The sequence below is a fragment of the Actinoplanes sp. NPDC051513 genome (assembly GCF_044454685.1).
In the GTDB taxonomy this organism is placed as follows: domain Bacteria; phylum Actinomycetota; class Actinomycetes; order Mycobacteriales; family Micromonosporaceae; genus Actinoplanes.
The window spans coordinates 119,770-143,239 of sequence record NZ_JBITDW010000010.1 but is presented as its reverse complement, the minus strand read 5'-3'; the positions used below and the strand labels follow the sequence as shown (position 1 = coordinate 143,239).

25 protein-coding genes are annotated in these 23,470 nt (G+C 71.3%); 6 read left to right on the top strand and 19 right to left on the bottom strand.

All coding sequences use genetic code 11. The features are described 5' to 3' along the window. Nucleotides 1-8: 8 nt before the first annotated feature. From ACIA5D_RS29785 to ACIA5D_RS29745, 9 genes are all read right to left on the bottom strand, one after another. On the bottom strand, nt 9-404 hold the full coding sequence (locus ACIA5D_RS29785; protein ID WP_396033610.1) for an Rv3654c family TadE-like protein: 396 nt from the start codon (nt 402-404) through the stop codon (nt 9-11). Continuing rightward, nucleotides 401-760: a TadE family type IV pilus minor pilin gene (locus tag ACIA5D_RS29780; protein WP_396033609.1), complete on the bottom strand. Its 360-nt coding sequence runs from the start codon at nt 758-760 to the stop codon at nt 401-403. The genes ACIA5D_RS29785 and ACIA5D_RS29780 overlap by 4 nt, the downstream gene beginning before the upstream one ends. Continuing rightward, nucleotides 757-885 carry a DUF4244 domain-containing protein gene (locus tag ACIA5D_RS29775; RefSeq protein ID WP_396033802.1) on the bottom strand — a complete coding sequence of 43 codons (129 nt, stop codon included), beginning with the start codon at nt 883-885 and terminating at the stop codon, nt 757-759. The genes ACIA5D_RS29780 and ACIA5D_RS29775 overlap by 4 nt, the downstream gene beginning before the upstream one ends. 164 nt (nt 886-1,049) lie before the next feature. Beyond that, nucleotides 1,050-1,772: a type II secretion system F family protein gene (locus tag ACIA5D_RS29770; protein ID WP_396033801.1), complete on the bottom strand. Its 723-nt coding sequence runs from the start codon at nt 1,770-1,772 to the stop codon at nt 1,050-1,052. Between the two features lie 5 nt (nt 1,773-1,777). Further along, a complete protein-coding gene (locus tag ACIA5D_RS29765) occupies nt 1,778-1,972 on the bottom strand; it encodes a hypothetical protein (RefSeq protein ID WP_396033608.1) in 195 nt (64 codons plus the stop codon). Then, nucleotides 1,969-2,712: a hypothetical protein gene (locus ACIA5D_RS29760; protein WP_396033607.1), complete on the bottom strand. Its 744-nt coding sequence runs from the start codon at nt 2,710-2,712 to the stop codon at nt 1,969-1,971. The genes ACIA5D_RS29765 and ACIA5D_RS29760 overlap by 4 nt, the downstream gene beginning before the upstream one ends. Beyond that, nucleotides 2,709-3,935 (bottom strand): TadA family conjugal transfer-associated ATPase, encoded by a 1,227-nt coding sequence (locus ACIA5D_RS29755; RefSeq protein WP_396033606.1) that lies wholly within the window; start codon nt 3,933-3,935, stop codon nt 2,709-2,711. The genes ACIA5D_RS29760 and ACIA5D_RS29755 overlap by 4 nt, the downstream gene beginning before the upstream one ends. Beyond that, nucleotides 3,932-5,011, bottom strand: a complete 1,080-nt coding sequence (gene ssd, locus ACIA5D_RS29750; RefSeq protein ID WP_396033605.1) for a septum site-determining protein Ssd — start codon at nt 5,009-5,011, stop codon at nt 3,932-3,934. The genes ACIA5D_RS29755 and ssd overlap by 4 nt, the downstream gene beginning before the upstream one ends. Before the next feature lie 95 nt (nt 5,012-5,106). Beyond that, nucleotides 5,107-5,433 (bottom strand): hypothetical protein, encoded by a 327-nt coding sequence (locus tag ACIA5D_RS29745; RefSeq protein WP_396033604.1) that lies wholly within the window; start codon nt 5,431-5,433, stop codon nt 5,107-5,109. 485 nt (nt 5,434-5,918) lie between these two features. On the opposite strand from ACIA5D_RS29745, the gene ACIA5D_RS29740 reads away from it, so the two are divergent. Further along, the gene (locus ACIA5D_RS29740; RefSeq protein ID WP_396033602.1) at nt 5,919-6,716 is read left to right on the top strand and encodes an HAD family hydrolase; all 798 of its coding nucleotides are present in this window, start codon (nt 5,919-5,921) and stop codon (nt 6,714-6,716) included. 517 nt (nt 6,717-7,233) lie between these two features. On the opposite strand, the gene ACIA5D_RS29735 is transcribed toward ACIA5D_RS29740, so the two are convergent. After that, nucleotides 7,234-7,710, bottom strand: coding sequence for a PH domain-containing protein (locus ACIA5D_RS29735; RefSeq protein WP_396033600.1), 477 nt, complete (start codon nt 7,708-7,710; stop codon nt 7,234-7,236). A 60-nt stretch (nt 7,711-7,770) separates the two neighbouring features. Then, nucleotides 7,771-8,508: an oxidoreductase gene (locus tag ACIA5D_RS29730; RefSeq protein ID WP_396033598.1), complete on the bottom strand. Its 738-nt coding sequence runs from the start codon at nt 8,506-8,508 to the stop codon at nt 7,771-7,773. 205 nt (nt 8,509-8,713) lie between these two features. Here ACIA5D_RS29730 and acs point away from each other — a divergent pair, with 205 nt between their 5' ends. The 4 genes from acs (at nt 8,714) to ACIA5D_RS29710 (ending at nt 14,820) form a co-directional block, all read left to right on the top strand. Further along, entirely contained in the window at nt 8,714-10,723 is a 2,010-nt protein-coding gene (acs, locus tag ACIA5D_RS29725) for an acetate--CoA ligase (RefSeq protein WP_396033597.1), read from the top strand. A 241-nt stretch (nt 10,724-10,964) separates the two neighbouring features. Beyond that, on the top strand, nt 10,965-13,289 hold the full coding sequence (locus ACIA5D_RS29720) for an immune inhibitor A domain-containing protein (RefSeq protein ID WP_396033800.1): 2,325 nt from the start codon (nt 10,965-10,967) through the stop codon (nt 13,287-13,289). Nucleotides 13,290-13,411: 122 nt separating this feature from the next. Continuing rightward, on the top strand, nt 13,412-13,840 hold the full coding sequence (locus tag ACIA5D_RS29715) for a hypothetical protein (protein WP_396033595.1): 429 nt from the start codon (nt 13,412-13,414) through the stop codon (nt 13,838-13,840). Between the two features lie 65 nt (nt 13,841-13,905). Then, nucleotides 13,906-14,820 (top strand): alpha/beta fold hydrolase, encoded by a 915-nt coding sequence (locus tag ACIA5D_RS29710; protein WP_396033594.1) that lies wholly within the window; start codon nt 13,906-13,908, stop codon nt 14,818-14,820. A gap of 49 nt (nt 14,821-14,869) precedes the next feature. Here ACIA5D_RS29710 and ACIA5D_RS29705 read toward each other — a convergent pair whose 3' ends face one another. The 8 genes from ACIA5D_RS29705 to ACIA5D_RS29670 are packed head-to-tail and all read right to left on the bottom strand — an operon-like array spanning nt 14,870 to nt 21,611. After that, nucleotides 14,870-17,038, bottom strand: coding sequence for a chemotaxis protein CheA (locus ACIA5D_RS29705; protein WP_396033593.1), 2,169 nt, complete (start codon nt 17,036-17,038; stop codon nt 14,870-14,872). Continuing rightward, nucleotides 17,038-17,325, bottom strand: a complete 288-nt coding sequence (locus ACIA5D_RS29700) for a lipid asymmetry maintenance protein MlaB (RefSeq protein ID WP_396033592.1) — start codon at nt 17,323-17,325, stop codon at nt 17,038-17,040. The genes ACIA5D_RS29705 and ACIA5D_RS29700 overlap by 1 nt, the downstream gene beginning before the upstream one ends. Further along, on the bottom strand, nt 17,322-17,690 hold the full coding sequence (locus ACIA5D_RS29695; RefSeq protein WP_396033591.1) for a response regulator: 369 nt from the start codon (nt 17,688-17,690) through the stop codon (nt 17,322-17,324). The genes ACIA5D_RS29700 and ACIA5D_RS29695 overlap by 4 nt, the downstream gene beginning before the upstream one ends. A 9-nt stretch (nt 17,691-17,699) precedes the next feature. Next, nucleotides 17,700-18,743 carry a methyl-accepting chemotaxis protein gene (locus ACIA5D_RS29690; protein ID WP_396033590.1) on the bottom strand — a complete coding sequence of 348 codons (1,044 nt, stop codon included), beginning with the start codon at nt 18,741-18,743 and terminating at the stop codon, nt 17,700-17,702. Continuing rightward, nucleotides 18,736-19,719 (bottom strand): chemotaxis-specific protein-glutamate methyltransferase CheB, encoded by a 984-nt coding sequence (gene cheB / locus ACIA5D_RS29685; protein WP_396033589.1) that lies wholly within the window; start codon nt 19,717-19,719, stop codon nt 18,736-18,738. The genes ACIA5D_RS29690 and cheB overlap by 8 nt, the downstream gene beginning before the upstream one ends. After that, complete coding sequence (locus ACIA5D_RS29680; protein ID WP_396033588.1) at nt 19,716-20,219, bottom strand: chemotaxis protein CheD; 504 nt, start codon at nt 20,217-20,219, stop codon at nt 19,716-19,718. Before ACIA5D_RS29680 ends, cheB begins: the two co-directional genes overlap by 4 nt. After that, nucleotides 20,212-21,048 (bottom strand): CheR family methyltransferase, encoded by an 837-nt coding sequence (locus ACIA5D_RS29675; protein ID WP_396033587.1) that lies wholly within the window; start codon nt 21,046-21,048, stop codon nt 20,212-20,214. The genes ACIA5D_RS29680 and ACIA5D_RS29675 overlap by 8 nt, the downstream gene beginning before the upstream one ends. Further along, the gene (locus ACIA5D_RS29670; RefSeq protein WP_396033586.1) at nt 21,048-21,611 is read right to left on the bottom strand and encodes a chemotaxis protein CheW; all 564 of its coding nucleotides are present in this window, start codon (nt 21,609-21,611) and stop codon (nt 21,048-21,050) included. Before ACIA5D_RS29670 ends, ACIA5D_RS29675 begins: the two co-directional genes overlap by 1 nt. Before the next feature lie 148 nt (nt 21,612-21,759). Between ACIA5D_RS29670 and ACIA5D_RS29665 the strand changes: the two genes are divergently transcribed. Further along, on the top strand, nt 21,760-23,457 hold the full coding sequence (locus ACIA5D_RS29665; protein WP_396033585.1) for a methyl-accepting chemotaxis protein: 1,698 nt from the start codon (nt 21,760-21,762) through the stop codon (nt 23,455-23,457). Nucleotides 23,458-23,470: the final 13 nt, after the last annotated feature.

The following is a 23,470-nucleotide window of genomic DNA, read 5'->3' as shown; positions in this document are numbered from 1 at the left end:
CCGCACGCTCACTCGACGGGGCCGAAGAGCGGGCCCGCCCGGGCGCCCTGCCGCGCGTGGCGGACCATCCCCGGCATGGGCTCGACCTCGACCTCCGCCCAGACCACCACCTCCAGACCTTCGACGGTGCAGAACGTCAACCGCCCGCCGTTCGCCGCCGCGAAGTCGCTCGCCCGCGCGCAGGCCGCGTCCTCGCCTTCGATCGCCCGCATCGCCCCCGCCAGCGCCGCCAGGTCGGCCGCGGCGCGTGCCTCGTGCCGCGCGACCCGGGCCGTGCCGATCGACGCCCCGCCCAGCCCGGCCAGTACCAGCGCCAGCCCGACGGCCAGCAGGAAGATCGAGGCCGCGCCGCGATCCGGATCGTCCGCCGGGAGGCTCACCGGGTCGTCCGCCAGGAGGCTCACCGGGTCACCCCCGGCTCCCGGGCCGCGACCGCCCGGCCCTCCACGGTGATGGCCGGAAGGTGCGCGCCCAGCATCCGCACCGGCGCCCGCACGACGACGGTGACCGAGTCGCCGCCGGCGGCCACGTCGATGCTCGCCCCCGGCGGCGCCACCCGAGCCGCCGCCGCGGGCGCCCCCTCGCCCCGGGCGCCGGCCAACGCACCCTCCCGGGCCGCGTCGACGCACTGTCCCTTGGCCGTCACCGCGGCGACCGCGGTGAGCCCGGCCAGGAGCAGCAGGATGAGCGCCGGCAGCCCGGCCGCGAGCTCGGCGGTGAACGACCCCCGGTCGCGTCCGGGCTGCCGGCGCCGTATCACTGCAGGGCCCGGTCGATGATCGCGGTCAGCGCCGCCTGCACCCTCTCGCCCCCGACGACCTTGAGCAGGACGCCGGCGAACGTCACCGCGGCCAGCGTGCCCACGGCGTACTCGACGGTGCTCATCCCGGCGTCGCCGGCCTCCGTCCGAAGCCGGGCGAAGTTCGCGATCAGATTGCGCACGTGGTTCTCCTTCGGTTGTGGTGGGCAGCGGCCGGCGGCCGCCGCCGGAATCCGTGACCCAGGGGTCACGGGGGTCAGGGGTCGGGGATCTCGGAGGCCTGGGGCCGTCAGAGCACGTCCTGGAGCACCGCGATCACGACCGGGACGAGCCCGGCCAGCAGAAACGCCGGCAGGAAGCACAGACCCAGCGGCAGCACGATCAGCACCGCGGCCCGCTGGGCGGCCGCCTCGGCCGCGACGGCCCGGTCGGCGCGCAGATCGTCGGCGAGCCGCCCGAACGCCCCGGCGAGCGCTCCCCCGCTGGCGCTCGACCGGACGGCCGCGGCGACCAGCCGCTCGGCGCCGTCGAGGCCGTCGAGGTGCTGCCAGGCCTCGGTCGGTTCCGCACCGAGCCGGAGCGACCGCGCCGTCCGCTGCAGCCGCTCGCCGAGCGGCCCGCCCAGGGCCTCGGCCACCGCGGCGGCGGCCCGGTCGATCGGCGCGCCGGCCCGCAGCGCCGCCGCCAGCAGGTCAGCCCCGAGCGGCAGATCGGCCAGGGCGGCGAGCCGCTCCCGCCGCCGGGCAGGCGGCTCGCGCCGTCTCAGGTAGCGCTCGACGCCCGCGCCGGCAGCGACGCCGGCCGCCACGCCCCACCAGGCCCCGATCAGTCCGGCGACGGCGGCGCCCACGAGCACCCCGATGCCGATCCGGCCCCAGCGGCCGGCGCCCCCTGCCTTCGCGGCCTCCCGCTCCGCCGAGGGGAAAGACCGCCGCAGCCGATCGAGCCGCCGCCGCGTCCGCCCCCGCCACACCGTCGCCACCAGGAGCAGCACCGCCGCGACCAGCGCCACCAGGCTCACGGCGACACCCGCATCTCGACCTCGGCCGCAGCGCACACCATCGACGGGTCCGCCGCGGCTCCCTCATCCGCTGAATTGCCCGGCGCAGGCCGGCGGCGCCCCACCAGCGCCGCCAGGCAGCAGGGCCGCACCGCCACCCGCACCAGTCCGCCCGCGCTCAGCAGCGTGTCCAGCGCGCACCGCTCCTTCACCGCGCCACCCCCGCGGTGAGCCGGTCGGCCCAGATCAGCCCGCCGCTCTGCAGCACCACGGCCCCGACCGCGCAGGCCGCGCCCACCGGCGTATGCAGCAGCACTCCGACCGGATCGGCGCCGATCCCGATGCCCAGCCCGATCCCGCCGGCCGGCAGCCCGGCCAGCAGCAGCGCAGTTGCCTGCGCCCCGGCCGACTGGGCCGCCGCCGCGTCCGCCGCCCGGTCCGCGGCCCGCGCGTCCGCCTCGATCCGCTCGATCAGGTCGGCCGCCGGCGCTCCGGTCCGCTCGGCCAGCCGCCACACCGACAAAGTGAGTCGCTCGAGACGGCCCGGCGCGAGCTCAGCCAGCGCCGCGCCGGCCCGGGGCGGGCCGGCCCGGAGACCGGCCCGGGGCAGGCTCGCCCGGAGATCGGCCGGGGGCAGACCTGCGTGGAGATCGGCCGGGGGCAGGCCCGCCCGGAGGTCGGCCGCCAGCGCCCCCAGCCTCGCAAGCGACGCCGCCCGGGCAGCCTTGGCCCGCCGCCGGGCCGCCCGCCGCAGCACTGCCCGCCCGGCGAGTCCGGCATAAGCGGCGACCACCACCGCCAGCACCGGCCCGCCGACGACCAGCCCGGCGGCCGCCACCGCACCCACTCCGGCGACGACGGCTTGCGGCGACGTCCAAGAGAGACGGCGCCGCGCGGGCCAGGCGATCACCGCCGCCCCGGCCACGAGGCACCCCACGAGCACGGTGGTCACGCGCCCACCCCCGAGGGCGGATCGAGCACCGTGGTCACGCGCCCAACCCCCGACGGCGGATCGAGCACCGCCGGCACGGCGACCCCTCGACCGGCCAGCAGCCGTGCCAGCGCCGCCGCGCCCGGCCCGGCCCCACGCGTACGCCTCCAGGCCGGCACCACGGTCGCGAGCCGCTGCTCCCCGGCCGGCAGCAGCACGCTCACCGACTCGAGCGCCCGCCCCCGGACCGTACGCCGAACGTGCAGCACCACCTGCAGCGCCGCCACCACCTGCGCGTGCAACGCGGTCCGCGGCAGTCCCCCGAGCAGCCCCAGCGCCTCCAGCCGCGCCGGCACGTCGCCCGCCGTATTGGCGTGCAGCGTCCCCGCCCCGCCGTCGTGCCCCGTGTTCAACGCCCCCAGCAGGTCGGCAATCTCGGCGCCCCGGCACTCCCCGACCACCAGCCGGTCCGGCCGCATCCGCAGCGCCTGCCGCACGAGATCGGTCAGCCCGATCGCCCCCGCCCCCTCGACGTTGGCGGTACGGGCCTGCAGCGCCACCACGTGCGGATGCACCGGCCGGAGCTCGGCCGCGTCCTCGACCAGCACGATCCGCTCGGTCGGCGGCACGAGCCCGAGCAACGTGGACAGCAGCGTCGTCTTGCCGCTGCCGGTTCCGCCGGTCACCAGGTACGCCAGCCGCGCCTGCACGATCGCCCGCAGCACCGGCGCCGCCGTCCGGGTGAGGGTTCCGTGCTCGACCAGATCGTCGAGCGTGAACGGCCGCTGCCGGAAGGTCCGCAGCGACAGGTACGGCCCGTCGGTGGCCACCGGCGGCAGCACGGCGTGCAGGCGGGTGCCGTCGGGCAGGCGGGCGTCCGCGTACGGCTGGCCGTCGTCGAGCCGCCGTCCGCACGCCGCCGCCAGCCGCTGGGCGAGCCGGCGCACCTCGTCGTAGTCGCGGAACATCTCGCCGACCCGCTCGAGCCCGGCGCCCCGATCGACCCAGACCTGCTTGCCGTTGACCAGCACGTCGGTCACTTCATTCGAGGCGAGCAGCGGCGCGAGTGGCCCCGCCCCCACCAGTTCGTCGTGCACGCGGTCGGCCAGCCGCAGCACGGCGTGGTCGCCCAGCGCCCCGGTCTCGCGGCGCACGGCGTGAACGACCGCGGCCGGTGTGGCCTCGACCCCGCCGACGGCGAACTGCTGCCGCACCGAGGTGGTGAGCTCCCCGTACCCGGTCACGCCGCCACCTCGGACCGCGGCCGGCGAAGCAGGTCGGCGAGGATCTCGCGGCACAGGCCGGCGAGTCGCCCGCGGGCGCCGTGGGCGGGGCCCCTGCCGCGATCGATCGCCAGCAGCATGTCGGGCTCGGGCCGCAGCGCTCCGGCGAGCGGCAGCCCGAGCGCCTTGGCGACTTCCCTGGGTTGGAGAGGGCCGGGCGCCGGGCCACGCACCACCACCGCGAGGTCGTCGCGGTGGACCCGGACCATCTGTGCCACGCGGAGCGCGCCGGCGATGCCGCGCACCTCGGGGCGCACGACCAGCAGGGCCCGATCGGCGGCCTGGAGAGCGAGCACCGACGCGTCGTCGAGCTGCCGGGGCAGGTCGGCGACGATAACGTCGCGGGCGCGGCGGCCGGCGTCGAGGGCCGCCGCCATCGCCTCGCTCGGCACCGGCGCCGACTCGTCCAGAGCGAACGAGAGGAGCACGAGATCGCCACGCTGCGGCAGGGCACGCAGCAGCGCCGGCGGGTCGACCCGGCCGCCGGCCCGGACGAGGGCGGGCCATCGCAGGCCGTTCTGCCGTTCCCAGCCGAGCAGCAGGTCGAGGCCGCCGCCGAGCGGGTCGCCATCGACGAGCAGGGTGCGGTGCCCGGCCCGGACGGCGGTGACCGCGAGCCCGCCGGCGAGGATGCTGGCGCCCGCGCCGCCGCTGCCGCCGATCACGGCGAGGGTGCGCGCCATGGGCGGCTCGGCATGGGGCAGCGAGGCGAACCGGTCGACAAGCCAGGCCTCGCCGTCCGGCAGCAGGCAGACGTGCACCGCGCCGAGCCGCCGGGTCGCCTCGTCGACGCCGGGCGGCCAGGCGCGACGGGCGACGATCACGGTTCGCGAGTGGCGGGGCAGTCCGGCCCGCAGGCACGCGATGACCATGTCGGCGCCGTAGACGACCATGGGCGCGGCGGTGACCCTCGGACCGGCCGAGATCGGGTCGGTGGCGACGACGACCTCGGTGCCGCCGGCGGCGGCGAGGCGCACGAGATCGTCGAGAAGCTCCTGGTCGGCGGTCACGACGAGGGGCAGGCGCGGAGCGGGCATCGTGGCTCTCCAACACGGCGGGGGCGGATGAGGCGCCCACCGTCGCGGAGACCGGCGATGACCGGCAAGGCCGTCAGCCGTCGCCTGTGGATAACTCAGGCCGTTGTGGAAAACTCACACTGTCGGGGTGGATCTGCTACGCGTGTCGGCGGCACGGAGCTGGTCGACTCGTGCAGCTGGTCGACGGCGACCCAGCCCAGCTGCCGGTGCAGCAGGTACACCGGGTAGGTCAGCGCGCCGAGCGTCGTCAGCCACGGCCACCGCAGCCAGGAAAGGCGCCCCAGCGCCAGCAGGATCATCACCGCGAACATCGCGAACATGACGACGAGCGCGACCTTGTACGAGACGACGCCCAGCCGTACCAGCCCGTCGCTGCGCCCGTGCACGGACGGGATGGCCATCGCGATCGAGAGGCCCAGCATGCACCAGAGCAGCAGGTTCGGCCCGAGGCTGCTGTAGAGGTGTTTGTGGCAGTTCTGTGGTGCGCTCGTTGAGCGCAGCCTCCGTGTCGAGGCTGATGTCGTGCTCCCCGGTCCCCGCGGCGTGGCGCGTACCCGCGGGCTTCCGGATAGGGAACGACCCCCGTCGGGGGAGACGGGGGCCGTCCGAGGATTCGGCTCCGGGGGGGTCGAGCCGAATCGGCTCGGTGATCGCGGGGGGCGCAACCACCGAGGGTCAGGTGATGGAAGCGGATGGGTCATGACGCGACCGCGATTCACCCGCAATACATGAATCCCGATCGCAACAGCACTAGCATGCCTCACGAAAGGCACACGCGTCGAGTACCGATTGTGGCTCGGTGCGAGGGTGCTGCCCGTCTGACTGATTTCACAGCGCGTCACCAAGCCTCAGCGCGGCGCGCCGGGGGACGACGGGGATGACCGAGTTGCGGCTACACTTTCGGCCCGTGGGCCGCAGCGCCGCGTTTTTCGACCTAGATAAGACCGTCATCGCCAAGTCCAGCGCGCTGGCCTTCGGACGGCCCTTCTACCGTGACGGCCTGATCAGCCGCCGCGACGTCGTCAAGTCCGCTTACGCACAGCTCATGTTCCGGCTGGGCGGCGGCGGTGACGAGCACGCGATGGCCCGCACCCGCGACTATCTGGCGACCCTGACCAAGGGCTGGCGGATCGAGCAGGTCCAGCAGATCATCGCCGAGACCCTCGACGAGCTGATCAACCCCTACGTGTACGCCGAGGCCGCCACCCTGATCAGCGAACATCAGGCGGCCGGCCGCGACGTGGTGCTGGTGTCGGCGTCCGGCGAGGAGATGGTCCGCCCGATCGGCGCCCTGCTCGGCATCACCGATGTGATCGCCACCCGCATGAGCATCGTCGACGGCCGCTACAGCGGCGAGATCGAGTTCTACGCCGCCGGTCCCAACAAGGTCGTCGGGGTGAGCGCCCTGGCCGCGACCCGGGGCTACGACCTGGCCGACTGCTACGCCTACTCCGACTCGGCCAGCGACCTGCCCCTGCTCGAGGCGGTGGGCCACCCGAGCGCCGTGAACCCCGACCGGGCCCTGCGCCGGGCGGCGTTGGAGAACTCGTGGCCCATCCTCGAGTTCCGCAACCCCATCCCGGTCGGCAAACGCCTGCGCGACCGTCCGGCCGTCCCCGTGGCGGCGGCGTTGGGCGTCGGCGTGGGCGCCGCGATCGGCCTGGTCATCTACGCAAGACATCGCCGCTCTCGCACCGTCGTCTGAAGGCCCGTCGGACCTTTCCACGAGCGACCCCGGAACGTACGCCGAGCTGCGCAAAGAGTGATGACGCAGGGGCCGCGCAAGTCAATGAGCAGCGCGAATGGCTTTGGTCTGACTAATCTGAAACGCCAGGTTTGCCAGGCTGAAGGCCTGGCGATCAAGCGGCGAGCGGCGTAGAAAGAACTGGCGAGAACCGTTGCGGTGGACCAGGAGCCGGGGTGACCCGGGGGTCGGGATACCGAGCTTCGGAAGGCCTTTCGCTCCAGGGCCAGGCATCGGGTCTCGTGCACGGCCACCGGGAACCCACGCGCGATCAGCCACGGCAGGCACGTTGCGGCGGGACCTCAGCCGAAAGGCTTCAGGACTGTCGACAACGACCCAGGTGCACGCTTGATAACCCGGTCCGGACGCGCTACAGCCGGCGCCCCTAGCGGGACGCCGGCTCTATTTTGTGGCCACGTCACTGTGGACGCCTCGAGCTCACGGCGGGGACGCGGCTGACCGCGTACCCGAAACCGGTTTAGGCTTTTTGGGCGTCTGAATGGCGATTGCGCAGCTCGTGGTAGACCGCGCGGAACAACGACGGCCGGGAGTGGAAGTCGATGCCCTGGGCCCACAGCTCCGTGTTGACCATCGAGCCGTCGCGGCGCTCGATGAGGACGGTCATGCCGCTCTCGATCTGCCATGGGCCGACGCGGTGGGTGGCCTTGTGCAGGCGGACATGGGCGACGTCGCGCCACGACATCGTGCGGGAGCGGACGAGGCCGTGGATGCGCACACCGGTGGCGCCGACGTAGGCGCCCATCTGCAGGATCCGGTGGGCGCCGATCACCCAGAGGGCGGCGAGCGCGCACGCGACCAGCTTGACGCCGTGACCGGTCAGGTCGAACTGGCGGATCGTGGACCAGGCCAGGAGGGACAGAGCGACGGCCTCCCAGGCGATCACCAGCCAGCGGCCGGGGCCGGGCGAGTAGGGGCGGGTCCAGGTTTCGCTCACCCGAGCGATTATCCCCGCGGGGACGCGCCCTTTGACCGGCATCGACCGAAGTTTGGCCGATCAGACCGCGGCCAGCACACCATCGCCGATGACCGTCAGCTCGTCGGCGGCCGCGGAAACCGCCGCGGCGTAGTGGCGCAGCCAGGACCTGACCCCGTCGGGGGTGCCGGTGGCGTAGGCGCCGGCCGAGCCGACGTATTCGGGCTCGCGGGCGAAATGTCCGATCTCCACCGCGATCAAGCCACGCGGGTCGAAACCGCGGCCGATCAGCGTGAGGCGGGCGGCGGCGCGGGCCACGACACCCGCCGGCCCGGCGAAGGGGCGCAACGTGATCAGCTCGGCGTGCACGACGGCGGCCAGCAACAGGGGTGGAGAGTCTGATTTGTCCGCAACAGACACCAGCTCCGCCAACGCGTCGATGCGAGCGGCGCCCCCGGTCAGCCGGCCGAGGTCGTCGGCGGGAACGACGCCGCGCGCCGCGAGCATGTGCAGCTTGGCGAGCACCTGCCGCGGCGCCCGGGGCCAGAGATCAACGAGCCCGCCGAGTCCCTCGGCCACCCGCAGCGACCCCTGCAGCACCGGATCGGTCACCGTCCCGCCGCGGACCTCCTCGACGTCGTACGCATGCCCCTCGAGCGCGGCGCTGGCCACGGCCGCCCGCAGTGACGCCTCGGCCGCCACCTGCCCCCCGTGCCGGCGCAGGGCGCGATGCCGCATGGCGGCGTCCACCCGGTCGCGGGCCTCGGCAAAAAAATCGGCGACGCCGGCGAGATCGAGCAGCGGTGCGAGTGGATCCACCCGAACACCGTAGCCGGTACGACACGCGAAACATGGGCTGCGCAAAGAGGCTCGTAACTGGCAAGATTCGCGCAGTACCAAGCAGCAACCCGTCATCCAGCGCGCCCATCACGCCACCGAGCGCGCTGCCCGGCGCAGGTGTCGCCGCGGCACAGCGGCGGAACTAGTGTGCAACGAAGATAACCAGTGAAGAGGAGCCGCCCTCATGAGCGAGACATTGGCGAACCTGTCGTCGGAGACACGTCAGTTCCCGCCGCCGGAGCAGATCGCAGCGGACGCCAACGTCAAGGCCGACGCGTACGAGGAGGCAGCCGCCGACCGCCTCGCCTGGTGGGCGAAGCAGGCCGAGCGGCTCACCTGGGCCAAGAAGTGGGACCAGGTCCTGGACTGGTCCAACCCGCCGTTCGCGAAGTGGTTCATCGGCGGCGAGATCAACGTGGCGTACAACTGCGTCGACCGGCACGTCGAGGCCGGCCACGGCGACAAGGTCGCGATCCACTGGGAGGGCGAGCCCGGCGACACCCGCGCGATCACGTACGCCGAGCTGCTGAAGAGCGTCAGCCAGGCCGCCAACACGCTGACCGAGCTCGGGGTCGGCGCCGGCGACCGGGTGGCCATCTACCTGCCGATGATCCCGGAGGCCGCGGTCGCGATGCTGGCCTGCGCCCGGATCGGCGCGACGCACAGCGTGGTCTTCGGCGGCTTCTCGGTCGACGCGCTCTCGACCCGTATCAAGGACGCCGACGCCAAGCTGGTGATCACCGCCGATGGCGGGTACCGCCGGGGCAAGCCGTCGGCGCTCAAGCCGACCGTCGACGAGGCCGTCGCGCAGTGCCCCAGCATCGAGAACGTGCTGGTCGTCCGCCGCACCGGGCAGGAGGTCGCCTGGGGCGAGAAAGACAAGTGGTGGCACGAGACCGTCGAGCAGGCCAGCCCCGAGCACCAGGCGCAGCCGTTCGACTCGGAGCACCCGCTGTTCATCCTCTACACCTCGGGCACGACCGGTAAGCCCAAGGGCATCCTGCACACGACGGGCGGCTACCTCACGCAGACGTCGTTCACGCACCACGCCGTCTTCGACCTCAAGCCCGAGTCCGACATCTACTGGTGCACGGCCGACATCGGCTGGGTGACCGGCCACTCGTACATCGTCTACGGCCCGCTCTCCAACGGCGCCACCCAGGTCATGTACGAGGGCACCCCGGACACCCCGGGCCGCGACCGCTTCTGGCAGATCGTCGACAAGTACAAGGTGTCCATTCTGTACACCGCGCCCACGCTGATCCGCACGATGATGAAATGGGGCGACGACATCCCCGCCGGGTACGACCTGTCGTCGCTGCGCATCCTCGGCAGCGTCGGCGAGCCGATCAACCCGGAGGCCTGGATGTGGTACCGGGAGAACATCGGCCGCAACCGCACGCCGGTGGTCGACACCTGGTGGCAGACCGAGACCGGCGCCATCATGATCTCACCGTTGCCCGGCGTGACCGCGGCGAAGCCGGGCTCGGCCATGACGGCGCTGCCGGGCATCACTGCCGACGTGGTCGACGACCAGGCGCAGTCGGTGCCGAACGGCGGCGGCGGCTTCCTGGTGCTGCGCGATCCGTGGCCGTCGATGCTGCGCACGATCTGGGGTGACGACAAGCGGTTCATCGACACGTACTGGTCGCGGTTCGGCGCCGGCGCCGGCCAGGGTGAGGCCGTCACAGCGAGCAGCGGTAAGGATTGGGTCTATTTCGCCGGCGACGGCGCCAAGAAGGACGACGACGGCTCGATCTGGCTGCTGGGCCGGGTCGACGACGTCATGCTGATCTCCGGGCACAACATCTCCACCACCGAGGTGGAGTCGGCGCTCGTCTCGCACCCGGCGGTGGCCGAGTCGGCGGTGGTGGGCGCGACCGACCCGACCACCGGCCAGGCGATCGTGGCGTTCGTGATTCCGCGCGGCAATGTGGACACCGAGGGCGACAAGGGCGAGCAGCTCAATCAGGACCTGCGCAACCACGTGGCCAAGACGCTCGGCCCGATCGCCAAGCCGCGGCAGATCATGCTCGTGCCCGAGCTGCCGAAGACCCGCTCCGGCAAGATCATGCGGCGCCTGCTCAAGGACGTGGCCGAGCACCGCTCGCTCGGCGACGTGACGACGCTGCAGGATTCCGCGGTGATGGACCTGATCTCCGCCGGCATGAAGACCGGCAAGACCGAAGACTAGTACAAATCGGACGTTCGGCGGGCCGGCGGGACTTCTCGCCGGCCCGCGGTGTTATGGACTTCCATAGCGCGTAACTGATCGATATCGATTCGCCTCAGCCATCGCTGTCTTTGCATACGTTTACCTCCTGCCCCGAACCCCGGGGCCGTTTTGATGCCGGGCCGCTCACCCCAGCGCCCGGCCCCTTAAGCGGAGGTAATGCGTGGTGCGCAAGGTAGTCGCAGGACTGCTCGGCGCCGCGATGGTCACCAGCGTCGGAGTGTTGCTCCCGACGGTGGCCCAGGCGGCACCACCTGTTGACCCGGCCCCTTCGGCCATATCGAAGGGCGAGACCCAGGTCGACGATCTGCCCAACCCACTCGAGGAGAAGCGCCGTGCGCTCACGACGCAGGCCGTCTCCGATGTGGTCAAAGGCAAGGCCAAGGCGGAGACCCGGAACGGCAGCCAGGTCGTCAAGGTCGGCCACACCCGCGGGGGCGTCGGGGGCAGGAAAGGCAAGGACCAGTACGTCGAGCTGAGCCGCGAGCGCACCGACCGGATCTTCGTGATCCTGGCCGAGTTCGGCAACGACCGCTCGCCGAGCTACCCCGACGTCGACTCCGACCCGAACACCCCCGGCCCCACGACGTTCGACGGGCCGCTGCGCAACAAGATCCCCCAGCCCGACCGCAGCAAGGACAACAGCACGGTCTGGCAATCCGACTACAACGCCGACCATTACCGGGACCTGTACTTCGGCACCGGCAAGAACGTCGAGTCGCTCAAGACCTACATGGAGGCGCAGTCCTCCGGCCGGTACACCGTTGACGGCGAGGTCACCGACTGGGTCAAGGTGAACTACAACGAGGCCCGCTACGGCCGGGACGTCTGCGGCAGCCACGTCTGCACCAACGTCTGGGCGCTCGTGCGCGACGCCGCCAACCAGTGGGTCGCCGACCAGCTGGCCGCCGGCAAGACGCCCGCCGAGGTGGCGGCCGACCTCAAGTCGTTCGACCAGTACGACCGGTACGACTTCGACGGCGACGGGAACTTCAACGAGCCCGACGGCTACATCGACCACTTCCAGATCGTCCACGCCGGCGGCGACCAGGCCGACGGCGACCCGCAGCAGGGCGAGGACGCGATCTGGAGCCACCGGTGGTACGCGTACTCGACCGGCCAGGGCACCACTGGCCCGTCCGGCAACCTGCTCGGCGGCACCCAGGTCGGCACCTCCGGCATCTGGATCGGTGACTACACCATCCAGCCGGAGAACGGCGGCCTGAGCGTCTTCACCCACGAGTACACCCACGACCTCGGCCTGCCGGACGACTACGACACCAGCGGCCTGGGCGACAACAACAACGAGTACTGGACGCTGATGGCGCAGAGCCGCCTCAACGCGGCCGGTGAGGCGCTGGGCACCCGCCCCGGCGACATGGGCGCGTGGAACAAGCTCCAGCTCGGGTGGCTCAACTACACCACGGTCAAGGCCGGCCAGAAGAAGGTCGTGAACCTCGGACCCGAGGAGTACAACAACAGGAAGCCACAGGCGGTGGTGGTGACCCTGCCCGACAAGTCGGTCACGACCGACCTGGGCCAGCCGTTCGCCGGGACGAAGCAGTTCTTCTCCGGCAACGCCGACGGGCTCAACACGACGCTGACCCACGACATCGACCTGACCGGCAAGACCAGCGGCAGCGTCACCGTCAAGGGCCGGTACAACATCGAGCAGGACTACGATTACCTGTACTTCGAGGCGTCCGCCGACGGCGGCACCACGTGGACCCCGCTCAACGGCACCGTGGGCGGCGCGCCGCTCCCCGTCGACTCGAGCAACGTTCCGGCGCTGACCGGCAGCTCGGCCGCGTGGACGGACATCGCGATCCCGCTGGACGCGTACGCGGGCAAGGCGATCAAGTTCCGCCTGCACTACATCACCGACGGCGGCGTCTCCGAGGGCGGCTTCTTCGGCGACGAGCTCACCATCGCCGCGGACGGCGCGACCGTGCTGGCCGACGGCGCCGAGGGCACTTCGACCTGGGCGGCGAATGGCTGGTCGATCGTCGGATCGAGCGTGACGAACCAGTTCGCGAACTACTACATCGCCGGCAACCGCAGCTACACGACGTACGACAAGTACCTGCAGACCGGTCCGTACAACTTCGGCTGGGCCTCCACGAAGCCCGACTTCGTGGAGCACTACAACTACCAGACCGGCCTGCTGATCTCGTACTGGGACACCTCGCAGGCCGACAACAACACCAACGAGCACCCGGGTGAGGGCCGCAACCTCTACGTCGACGCGCACCCGAAGCCGTTCAACAACGTCAACGGCGTTCCGTTCCGGTCCCGGATCCAGGTCTACGACGCTCCGTTCGGCCTGTACCCGACCGACGGCATGCTGCTGCACGTGGACGGCAAGCCGTCGCTGGTGTGGCCGCAACTGCCCAGCCCGCTCTTCAACGACAAGGGCAAGTACTTCTACAGCGAACTGCCGAACCACGGCGTCAAGCTGCCCGCGGTCGGCGTCAAGATCGGGGTGCTCAGCCAGAACGGCACCTCGATGACGGTCGCGGTCTCCTGACCGTTTCTCTGCCGGCGCCCGGGGAGTTTCTCCCCGGGCGCCGTTTTTCTTGCGGAACCCGAGCCGGTCGCGCGGCGTCCAACCCGACACGCCTCGCTTCGCTTCGGAAGGGACAGACCATCATGAGGTACGCCGTCCCGGCCGCCCTCGCCGCAATGCTGGTCGTCCTCGCGTCCGGGTGCGCCCGGCCCGAGCACGTGAACCCGGCGAATCGCGCCCTCTCCACCCCGTCGTCGGCTTCGTTGTCGGCTTCCAGCGAGCCCGCGGTCGCCGACGTGCCCCGCCCCTCCGCCCCGACCGCGCCGCCCAACGGCCCCACCGACCAGAACAAGCCCACCGGCTGGATAGTGGGCACGGTGACCGCCGGGGGCACCGGCCCCTGCTACGGCCTGGAAACCGACGACGGCGTGCAATACGCCCTGCACTCGACGGCCGGCACCCGGCTCGACCGCGGCGCCCGCGTCCGCGTCAAGGGCACGCCGTCCCGCCTGCGCATCAACTGCGGGCCCGGAAAGCTGCTGGACATGACCGTCGCCGAGCCGCTGCGTTGAACCCCGAACTCGCCCGGTCGCGGCCGCGGTCGGTCCGATTCGACCGAACCGCCTAGGCTGGACGCATGGTTGACGAGTCGTGTGTCCTGGTGGAGGGCCCCTGGACGCACCGTTTCGTCGGCGCGAACGGCAGCCGGTTCCACGTCGTCGAGGCCGGCGCCGGCCCGCTCGTGCTGTTCCTGCACGGCTTCCCCGAGTTCTGGTGGGCGTGGCACGACGTCATGACCAGGGTCGCCGACGCCGGTTTCCGTGCCGTCGCGATCGACCTGCGCGGCTACGGCGCCAGCGACAAGCCCCCGCGCGGCTACGACGGCTACACCATGGCCGCCGACGTGACCGGCCTCATCCGCGCGCTCGGCGAGCGCAACGCCATGATCGTCGGCGCCGGCGCCGGCGGCATGATCGGCTGGGCGGCCGCGGCCTTCCACCCCAAGCTCGTCAGCCGCCTGGTGGTCCTGGGCGCCGCCCACCCGCTGCGCCTGCGCGCCGCCCTGTTCGCCGACCCGCGAGGCCAGCTGGCCGCCTCCTCGACGGTCCTGCGCTTCCAGGTCCCTCGCTACGAACACGTCCTGACCCGCGACGACGCGGCGCTGGTCGGCGAGCTGATGTCCCAGTGGTCCGGTCCGACGTGGAGACACACCGACGAGTTCACCGAGTACGTCCGCCGCTGTCGCGACGCCATGCAGATTCCGCAGGCGGCCTTCTGCGCGCTCGAGGCCTACCGCTGGGTCGCTCGCAGCGCCCTACGCCTGCAGGGCTACCGCTTCGTCAAGCTGATGCAACACCCGCTGATCACCCCGACGCTTCAGCTGCACGGCGCCCTCGACACCGCCACGCTCCCCCGCACCGCCCAGGGGTCCGGCCGCTACGTGATCGCCCCCTACGAGTGGCGCCTGATCCCCGACGCCGGCCACTTCCTCCACCTGGAGGCCGCCGACTTCGTCACCGGAGAGATCCTGCGCTGGCTCAAGGCGGCTTAGAGCTCGAGGCCGACGAGTACGAAGTGGACGATTACCGCCGCAGGCGGTTTCAGCGTGCGGCGCCGACCTGTTGTGGCGCCGGACGACGACGGGCCGAGTGGCGAACCTTCTCGAGGTCGGCGTATTCGGTGACCAACGGTCCCACGTCGAGGATGAGGGCGACGTCGCCGTTGCCGAGGATCGTCGAGCCGCTGACGCATTTCAGCGAGCTGAACAGCGGGCCCAGCGGCTTGATGACGGTCTGGAACTCGCCGAGCAGGGCGTCCACCACCAAACCGGTGCGCTGGCCGGACTGCTCGACCACGACGACGCTCTGCCGGCGGGCCGCGTCGCCGTCAAGGCCGAAGAGGTGGTTGAGGCGGATGAACGGCAGCACCTCGCCGCGCAGGTTCATGTGGTCACGGTCGCGGTCGGTCGTGGGGAATTCGACGCACTCGGTGACGCGGTCCAGCGGGACGATGAACGACGAGCCGCCGACGCCGACGAGGAAGCCGTCGATGATCGCGAGGGTCAGGGGCAGGCGGATGCGGATGGTCGCGCCCTGTCCGCGGACGGAATCGACCTCGATGCTGCCCCGCAGCGCCGCGACGTTGCGGCGCACCACGTCCATGCCGACGCCGCGGCCGGAGAGGTTGGAGATCTTCTCGGCGGTCGAGAAGCCGGGCTCGAAGATGAGGTCGTAGACCTCGTGATCGCTCAGGGTGGCGCCGGACGGGACCAGGCCGCGGTCGACCGCCTTGGCGAGGATGCGGTCCCGGTCGAGGCCTTTGCCGTCGTCGGAGACCTCGATGACGATGTTGCCGGCATCGTGGTAGGCATTGAGTCGTAGCTGCCCCTGCTCCGGCTTGCCCGCCTTCGCGCGGTCCTCGGGCGACTCGATGCCGTGGTCGAGCGAGTTGCGCACGAGGTGCAGCAGCGGGTCGCTGATCCGCTCGACGAGGGCCTTGTCCATCTCGGCGTCGCCGCCGGTGATGGTGAGGTGCACCTCCTTGCCGAGGTCGACGCAGACGTCCCGCACGACCCGCTCGAAGCGGCGCAGGGTCATCCCGATCGGCACCATGCGCAGGGCCAGCGCGCTGTGCCGCACCTCGTCGATGAGCCGGGTGACCTCGCCCTGCGCCTCGGACTGGTGGTCGGTGACGCTGATCCCGGCCTGGGCGATCACCAGCTCGCCGACGAGGTCGATGAGCCGGTCGAGGCGGCCCGCGTCGATGCGGATGGTCTGGGTGTCCGACGAGCGGCTGTCGGCGGTGCGGCGCTGCTTGCTGAGGGCGGCCTCCACCACGGCCGGCGGCGCCATCCCCTGCTCGACGAGGACCTGGCCGATCGGCACCGGCCCCTCGCTCCTGCTGCGCTCACGCTGGATGCGCAGCGCCTCGTCGATCTCGCCGGGGGTGACCGCGCCGCTCTCCTGAAGCACGTCGCCGAGCCGGTCCCGGTCGGGCATCGACTCGATGACGCCGACGAACGCCGAGTCGTCGACGGGCACGATGCGGATGTCGCTGTCCTCGCGGACGAAGTCGAACACCGCCTCGATCTCGTGCTTGGCGACCTCGGTGTGCAGCTCCGCCTCGAACGCGAGGTAGTTGGTCTCGGGGTCCAGATCGGACGCCTCGGGCAGCGCCGAGTCGTCGACGGCGACCCGGGTGACGTCGCCGAGCGTGGTCAGGTGGCGCAGCAGCGAGAGCGGGTCCATGCCGTTGCGCAGGCAGTCGGGGCCGAAACGCAGGCTCAGTTGCCAGCCGCGCGGGCCGGCGGCCTGCTCCGGCGCCTCGACCGGCGCAGCTTCGACCGGCGCCGACTCGACCGGCGGGGCGGCGCCCGGCTCGAACGGCGCCAGCCGTGCCAGCAGCGCGTCGGCCTCGGCCTTCTCGGCGCGACTGGGCTCGATCCGGCCCTCGGCGACCCCCTCGACGTAACGGGTGATGTGATCGGCACACGGGAGCAGGATGCTGATCAGTTCGGGGGTGACGCGGACCTCGCCCTCCCGGACGTGGCCGAGGAGCGTCTCGACGACGTGCGCGAAACCGACCAGGTGGTTGAGGCCGAACAGGCCCGAGGAGCCCTTGAGCGTGTGCGCCGATCGGAAGATCGCGTTGATCGTCTCGGCGTCGTCCGGGTCGCCCTCGAGCGCGAGCAGCCCCTCCTCGAAGCTCTCCAGCAGCTCGCGGGCCTCGGTGATGAAGATGTCGAGTGCCTCGTCGGCGTCGAAGGACATCAGCTGTTCCCCACCGGTCGGAGCTCACCGTCGAGGCGCACGATCGCCAGGGCGTCGAGGACGGGCTCGCGCGCGCCGTGGAACTCGGCCGTGCCGCCGAGGCGTTCGGCCTCGCGGCGCGCGGCCAGCAGGATCTGCAACCCGGCGGTGTCCATCTCGGTCACCCCCGCCAGGCCGACCCGGACCGTGTGGCTTTCCTCCAGCGCCGCGAGGAGCCGGGGGCATTGCTCGGCGGCGGTGTAGATGGTGAGCTCGCCGTCGAGGTCGACGGCGCGGGCCTCGCTCACGGCGCGATCAGCTTGGAGACGGCGGCGAGCATCTGCTCGGGCTGGAACGGCTTGGTCACCCAGGCCTTGGCCCCCGCGGCCTGCGCCCGCCGCTTCTTGTCCTCCTGCGATTCGGTGGTCAGCATGATGATCGGCGTGAACTTGTACGCGGGGAGCTTCTTGGCCTCGCTGACGAACGTGATGCCGTCCATGTTCGGCATGTTCACGTCCGAGATGATCAGGTGGACGCGACGGCCGTCGAGCTGCTTGAGGGCATCCTTGCCGTCCGAGCCCTGGATCACGTCGTACCCGGCGCCCTTGAGCGCGATGCTGACGACCTGGCGAACCGAGGCCGAGTCGTCGACGACGAGAACGGTCTTTCCCATCTCTTCCCCCTAGAAGAACGTGATCTCCGATTCGCGGACGTTGGCGGCAGAGCCCGAGGTGTGCGCCTGGCGCTCGTCCTCCATCGTGTAGCTGGCCGAGATGGCTTTCAGCGCCTCGTCCGGGTCGATCGGCGGCGCGTCGTTGCGGGCCCGCTCGCCGGCCTCGGCGACGGTGTCGGCGAACTGGGTCACGCTGTCGCGCAGGTGCTCGAGCACCTGGCAGACGCGGTCCTGGAACTGCAGCTGGGTCAGCGACTGGCTGACCTCGGAGCGGATGCCGACGGCGGCACGCTCCAGCTCGCTCGACGAGTCGCGGAATCCGGTCACCAGGGCCTGGAGGTCGTCGAGGACCGCCTGCACCTCGGCGTTGGCGCCGGCGACCGCCCGGTCCTCCCGCTCGGCGGTCTCCTCGGCGTGGCCGAGGATCGCGCTGATGGTGCTGCCGGCCCGGCCGACCTTCTCGGCCATCCGGTCGCTGGTGCCCAGCGAGTGGTCGGCGAGCTGGCGCACCTCGTCGGCGACCACGCCGAACGCGGCGCCGGCCTCGCCGATCCGGGCGGCCTCGATAGAGGCGTTGAGCGCGAGCAGGTTGGTCTGCGCGGCGATCGCGCCGACCTCGCCGGACATCTGCCGCAGCTCGCTGTTGAGCGTCTGGAGATTGCGCAGCTCGGCGACGGTCTGCCGCTTGGTGGCCAGCGCCTCGTCGAGGGTGCCGACGACGTCGCCGAGCCGTGCCCGGCTGCGGTCGAAGGTGCCGCCCTGGCCGTCCTCGAGGGCGCCGCTCGACGAGGCGAGGACAGTGTCGAGGTTCTCCACGATCCCGGCGAACTGCTCGGTGATCTGGCCGATCGCCGTCTCCATCTGGCTGCGGCTGGAATCGATCTGGGCCGACCAGACGGGCGCGAGGGACCCGGCCAGCCGCGTGACGCTGGCGATGTGGGTGTCGGCCGCACGGGCCTCCGCCGGCGCGACCGCGGGCCGGCGGCGGCCGGCCGCGAAGCCGGCGCCGAGCCCGACGGCGAGGGCGCCCAGCGCCCAGAGCAGCTCAGCCATACCGATGGATCATCTCCGCGATGTGTGTCAACGGCGCCTCCCGCTGGACGGCGCCGAGCTGGACCGCTTCGTGGGGCATGCCGTGCACGACGCACGTCGCCGCGTCCTGGGCCACCGTGAACGCGCCGGCCTGGCGCATCTCGAGCAGCCCGCGGGCGCCGTCGTCGCCCATGCCTGTCATGATCACGCCGATCGCGCTCGGCCCGGCCGCCCGCGCGGCCGATCGGAAGAGTACGTCGACCGAGGGCCGGTGCCGGTTGACCGGTGGCGCGTCGAAGACACGCACCCGGTAGCCGCTGCCGCACCGGACCAGTTCCGTGTGCCGGCCGCCGGGCGCGACCAGCACCCGGCCGGGCGTCACCTCGGCGCCGTCCGCCGCCTCGGCGACGTGCACCTGGCACATCTCGTCGAGCCGCTGGGCGAACGCCGCAGTGAAGTTCTCGGGCATGTGCTGCACGATCACCATGCCGGGGATGGCCCGGGGCAGCGCGGGCAGGACGATCTCGAGGGCCTTGGTGCCGCCGGTGGAGGTGCCGAGCACGACCACCCGGTCGCCGGTCTCCTTCGCGGGCTCCGTCTGGCGGGGAACCCGGTGGTCGTGCGTCGCGGCCGCCCGTACCGCCGCCACGATGTCGCCGGCCCGCTTCTCGATGAACGCCTTGAGCTCGCTGTCCGGCTTGGTGATCACCGCGGTCACCCCCGCCGGCGGCGCGGCCGGCTCCGCGGACGGGGCCGCGCAGAGCACGACCGGCGTGGGCCGCACCGCCATCACCCGCTGCAGGAAGCTCGCCCCGCCCAGCCGCTGGTCGACCACCAGCACGTCCGGCCACACCTTGTTCATCTGCGCCAGCGCGTGGACCGGGTCGGCGTATGCGCCGATCACCTCCATGCCGCTCTGCCGCAACCGGGCCGCGAGGTGCTGCCGCACGACGGCCGAGTCGTCGACGATCAGCACGCCGATCGACCGGCCGTTCACAGCGCGCTCCCCGCGCGGGTGTGGCGGCCGGCCTGCGAGGTCAGCGTCACCTCGCCGGTCGCGATCTCGAAGCTGAGCCGGCGCGGGCCGGTGCCGCCGAGATCGGTGTGTACCAGCCGGAAGCCGAAGCGCCGGAGCAGGGCGAGTCCGGCCTCGATGTTGTCCCGCGCGATGTCGGGCGCGCGACCGCGCTGGAACGGCGGGAACTGGTTGCCACCGCCGTACAGATGGGTCACGTACTCCGACGGCCGGGTGCCGAGCCGCTCGATCGACTCGAGGAACATCCGGATCGCGTGGTCGGCGTAGCGGCCGTCCAGGCCGCGCCGGGCCGTGGGGATCCGCCGGTGCGGAAGCATGTAGTGGCACATGCCGCCGACCAGGAGCCGCGGATGCCAGAGGGTGACCGACACGCACGACCCCAGCAGCGTTTGGATACGGGTGTCGTGGCCGCCGAAGTAGAAGTCTCCGGGGTTCAGCACCACTTCGACGACACTAGCCACGCGGCTGTCCGGGGATGCGGTAAATCGACGGTTCGATCATCTGCAGCCGCGAGGGGATGCCGTTGAGCGACTCGGAATGGCTCACGATGAGGTAGCCGCCCGGGTTCAGCATGTCCTGCAGCCGCAGCACCAGGTCGCGCTTGGTCTCCGGGTCGAAGTAGATCATGACGTTGCGCAGGAAGATGACGTCGAAGCGGCCGAGGTGGCCGAGCTGCCCCATGAGGTTGTCCTGGCGGAAGCTCACCCGGCCGCGCAGCCGCCGGTTCACGGCCATCGTCCCGTCGTACTCCTCGCGCCCGCGCATGCAGTACTTGCGCAGCATCGGGTGGGGGATCTTCTCGGCCGCCGTGATCGGGTAGACGCCGAGCCGGGCGTTGTCGACGACCCGGCTGGAGATGTCGGTGCCGACGATCTCCCACGGCGCGTCCGCGAGCGCCTCGGAGAGCACCATGGCCGCCGTGTACGCCTCCTCGCCGGTCGAGCTGGCGGCGCTCCACAGCCGCAGCGTCCGGCCGCGGTCGCGCGCGGGCACGACGACGTCGCGCAGGAAGTCGAAATGCTGCTGCTCGCGGAAGAAGAACGTCTCGTTGGTGGTCAGCACGTTGATCAGCTGGATCATTTCCCCGCCGGCTGGTGGCTGCGTACGCAGGTACCGGACGTACTCGGGGTAGTCGGCCATGCCCAGGTGGCGCAGGCGCTTGTCGAGCCGGCCGGCGACGAGCGCTTCCTTGCCGGCGGCGAGCCGGATGCCGGTCTCACGGTGGAGCAGACCGGTGATGAAGGCGAACTCCGCCGGCCCGATCTCGCGGAAGTTGAGGGCTTGCTGCATCAAAGTCCTTCTGGCGGTTCGCTCGGTTCCTCGTCGTGGCCCCCCGCCCGGGCTGCTTCGCCGAGGCTGACCATCTCGCTGATCGACAGAACCTGCCCCACGTCAAGCAGAATCAGGAAATCTCCGTCCCGCCGGGCCATCCCGCTGATGTAGTCGGCCCGGATCCCGGAGCCGAAGGAGGGCGCCGGCTCGATGTCGCCCTCGGTCAGCTCCACCACCTTGTTGACCGAGTCGACGAGGATCCCGATGTCCTGCCCGCCGGCCGCGACGCCCTCTTCCTCGTCGTCCAGTCCGATGTCGTCGAGATGCACGATGATGATGCTGGTGCGGCGCCGGACCGTGGTGGAGCCGCGGTCGAACCGGATGGCCAGGTCGATGACGGGCACCGCCCGCCCTCGCAGGTTGATCACGCCACGGATGAAGGCGGGCATCATCGGCACCACGGTCAGATGGCGGTACTCGAGAATCTCCAGCACGTGGAAGATGTCGACCGCGTACGCCTCGTCGTTGAGCGTGAAGGTCAGGAAGCGGCCGGAGCCCACCCGGGCCAACGTGTCGGTCACCTCAGGTCCTCTCCGTCGTCGATCCCGTCACGCACAATCCGACCATTAGTTCGGCGACTCAACCCAAGATATGAATCTTTATCGCTTATATCCGACCAATTAACCCTAGGCTGAGGAGGCGATTCGCCGACCAACCGAGGAGCGTCACATGGCGGACAAGGGCTTCGGGTTCCGCAACCTGTCGGTTGCCTGGAAGCTGCGCTGGATGGCCATCGTCACCTGCGTCCTGCTGCTGGCCGTGGGAGTGGTCGGCATCTACCAGCTGGGCAACACGCAGGACCGGTTGCAGGAGATGTACAGCACCAACCTGCAGAACACCAAGGCACTCGACGACGTCGCGATCGCATACCGCGACGTGCGCCTCGGGGTACGTGCGCTGGCGCTCGCCCAGACCACCGCGGAGACCCAGGCCGCCACCACCCGGGTGCAGGACGGCCTGGACACCCTCAACGGCGACTGGGACAAGATCGAGGCGCTGAACCTGTCGGGCAGCGACACCGACCGGGACACGATCACCAAGAGCTTCGCCTCGTACCAGGACATCGCCCAGAACAAGCTGATCCCCGCCATCACCGCGAACAACCTGGCGCAGTTCAACCAGATCATCTCGGCCCAGGTGAACCCCATCTCGGACACGATCGACGAATCCCTCGGCCAGCTCCTGGACGCCGAGGCGACCGAGGCCGAGACCTCGATCAACAAATCCTCGGACGCATACGACACCGCCCGGATGACGATGATCATCCTCGTCGTGGTGGCCCTGCTGTTCACCTTCGGCATGGTCGTGCTGATCAGCCGCTCCATCGCCGGACCGCTGCAGAAGACCGTCGCGGTGCTCTCCGGGCTCGCCGCCGGACGCCTCGACCAGCGGCTTCACGTCGACAGCCGGGACGAGGTCGGTCAGATGGCGGTCGCGCTCAACAGCGCGCTCGAGCGGCTCTCCGACACCGTCGGCACGGTCATCGACTCGTCCGCGCAGATCAACAACGCGGCCGGCCAGATCAGCGGCGCGTCGCAGAGCCTCTCACAGGCCGCGACCGAACAGGCATCCAGCGTCGAGGAGACCACCTCGAGCCTCGAGGAGATGACCGCCGGCATCGCCCAGAACAGCGAGAACGCCACCGCCACCGAGGAGATCGCGGCCAAGGCGAAGTCGGAGGCGCTCGAGGGCGGCGAGGCCGTGCAGCTCACCGTCGACGCCATGAAGCAGATCACCAGCAAGATCGGCATCATCGACGACATCGCGTTCCAGACCAACATGCTGGCCCTCAACGCCACGATCGAGGCCGCCCGGGCCGGCGAGCACGGCAAGGGCTTCGCGGTCGTCGCCACCGAGGTCGGCAAGCTCGCCGAGCGCAGCCAGATCGCCGCCCAGGAGATCAGCGAGCTCGCCTCGGGCAGCGTGCAGACCGCCGAGCGCGCCGGTGACCTGCTCAACACGATAATTCCCAGCATCATCCGCACCTCCGACCTGGTGCAGGAGATCGCGGCGGCCAGCTCCGAGCAGCGCACCGGCGTGCATCAGGTCAGCATCGCAATGAGCCAGATCGGCAAGGTCACCGAGCAGACCGCCTCGTCGAGCGAGGAGCTCGCGGCCACCGCCGAGGAGATGTCGGCGCAGACCGCACAGCTCCAGACGATGATGGAGTTCTTCAGCACCGGCGGCGGGCACGGCGGCCGGTCGCCGGGCGGCCGGTCCTACGGCCACGCCGAATACACCAACGTGGGCTCGTCCGGCGGCGGGACCTACGCGAGCCGCAACGCTCCGGTCGGCGGGTACTCCAACGCCTCCGGGCAGGACGCCTTCGGACCCGAGATGGAGGCGAAGTTCGACAGCTTCCGGTGAGCCCGCTTCGCCG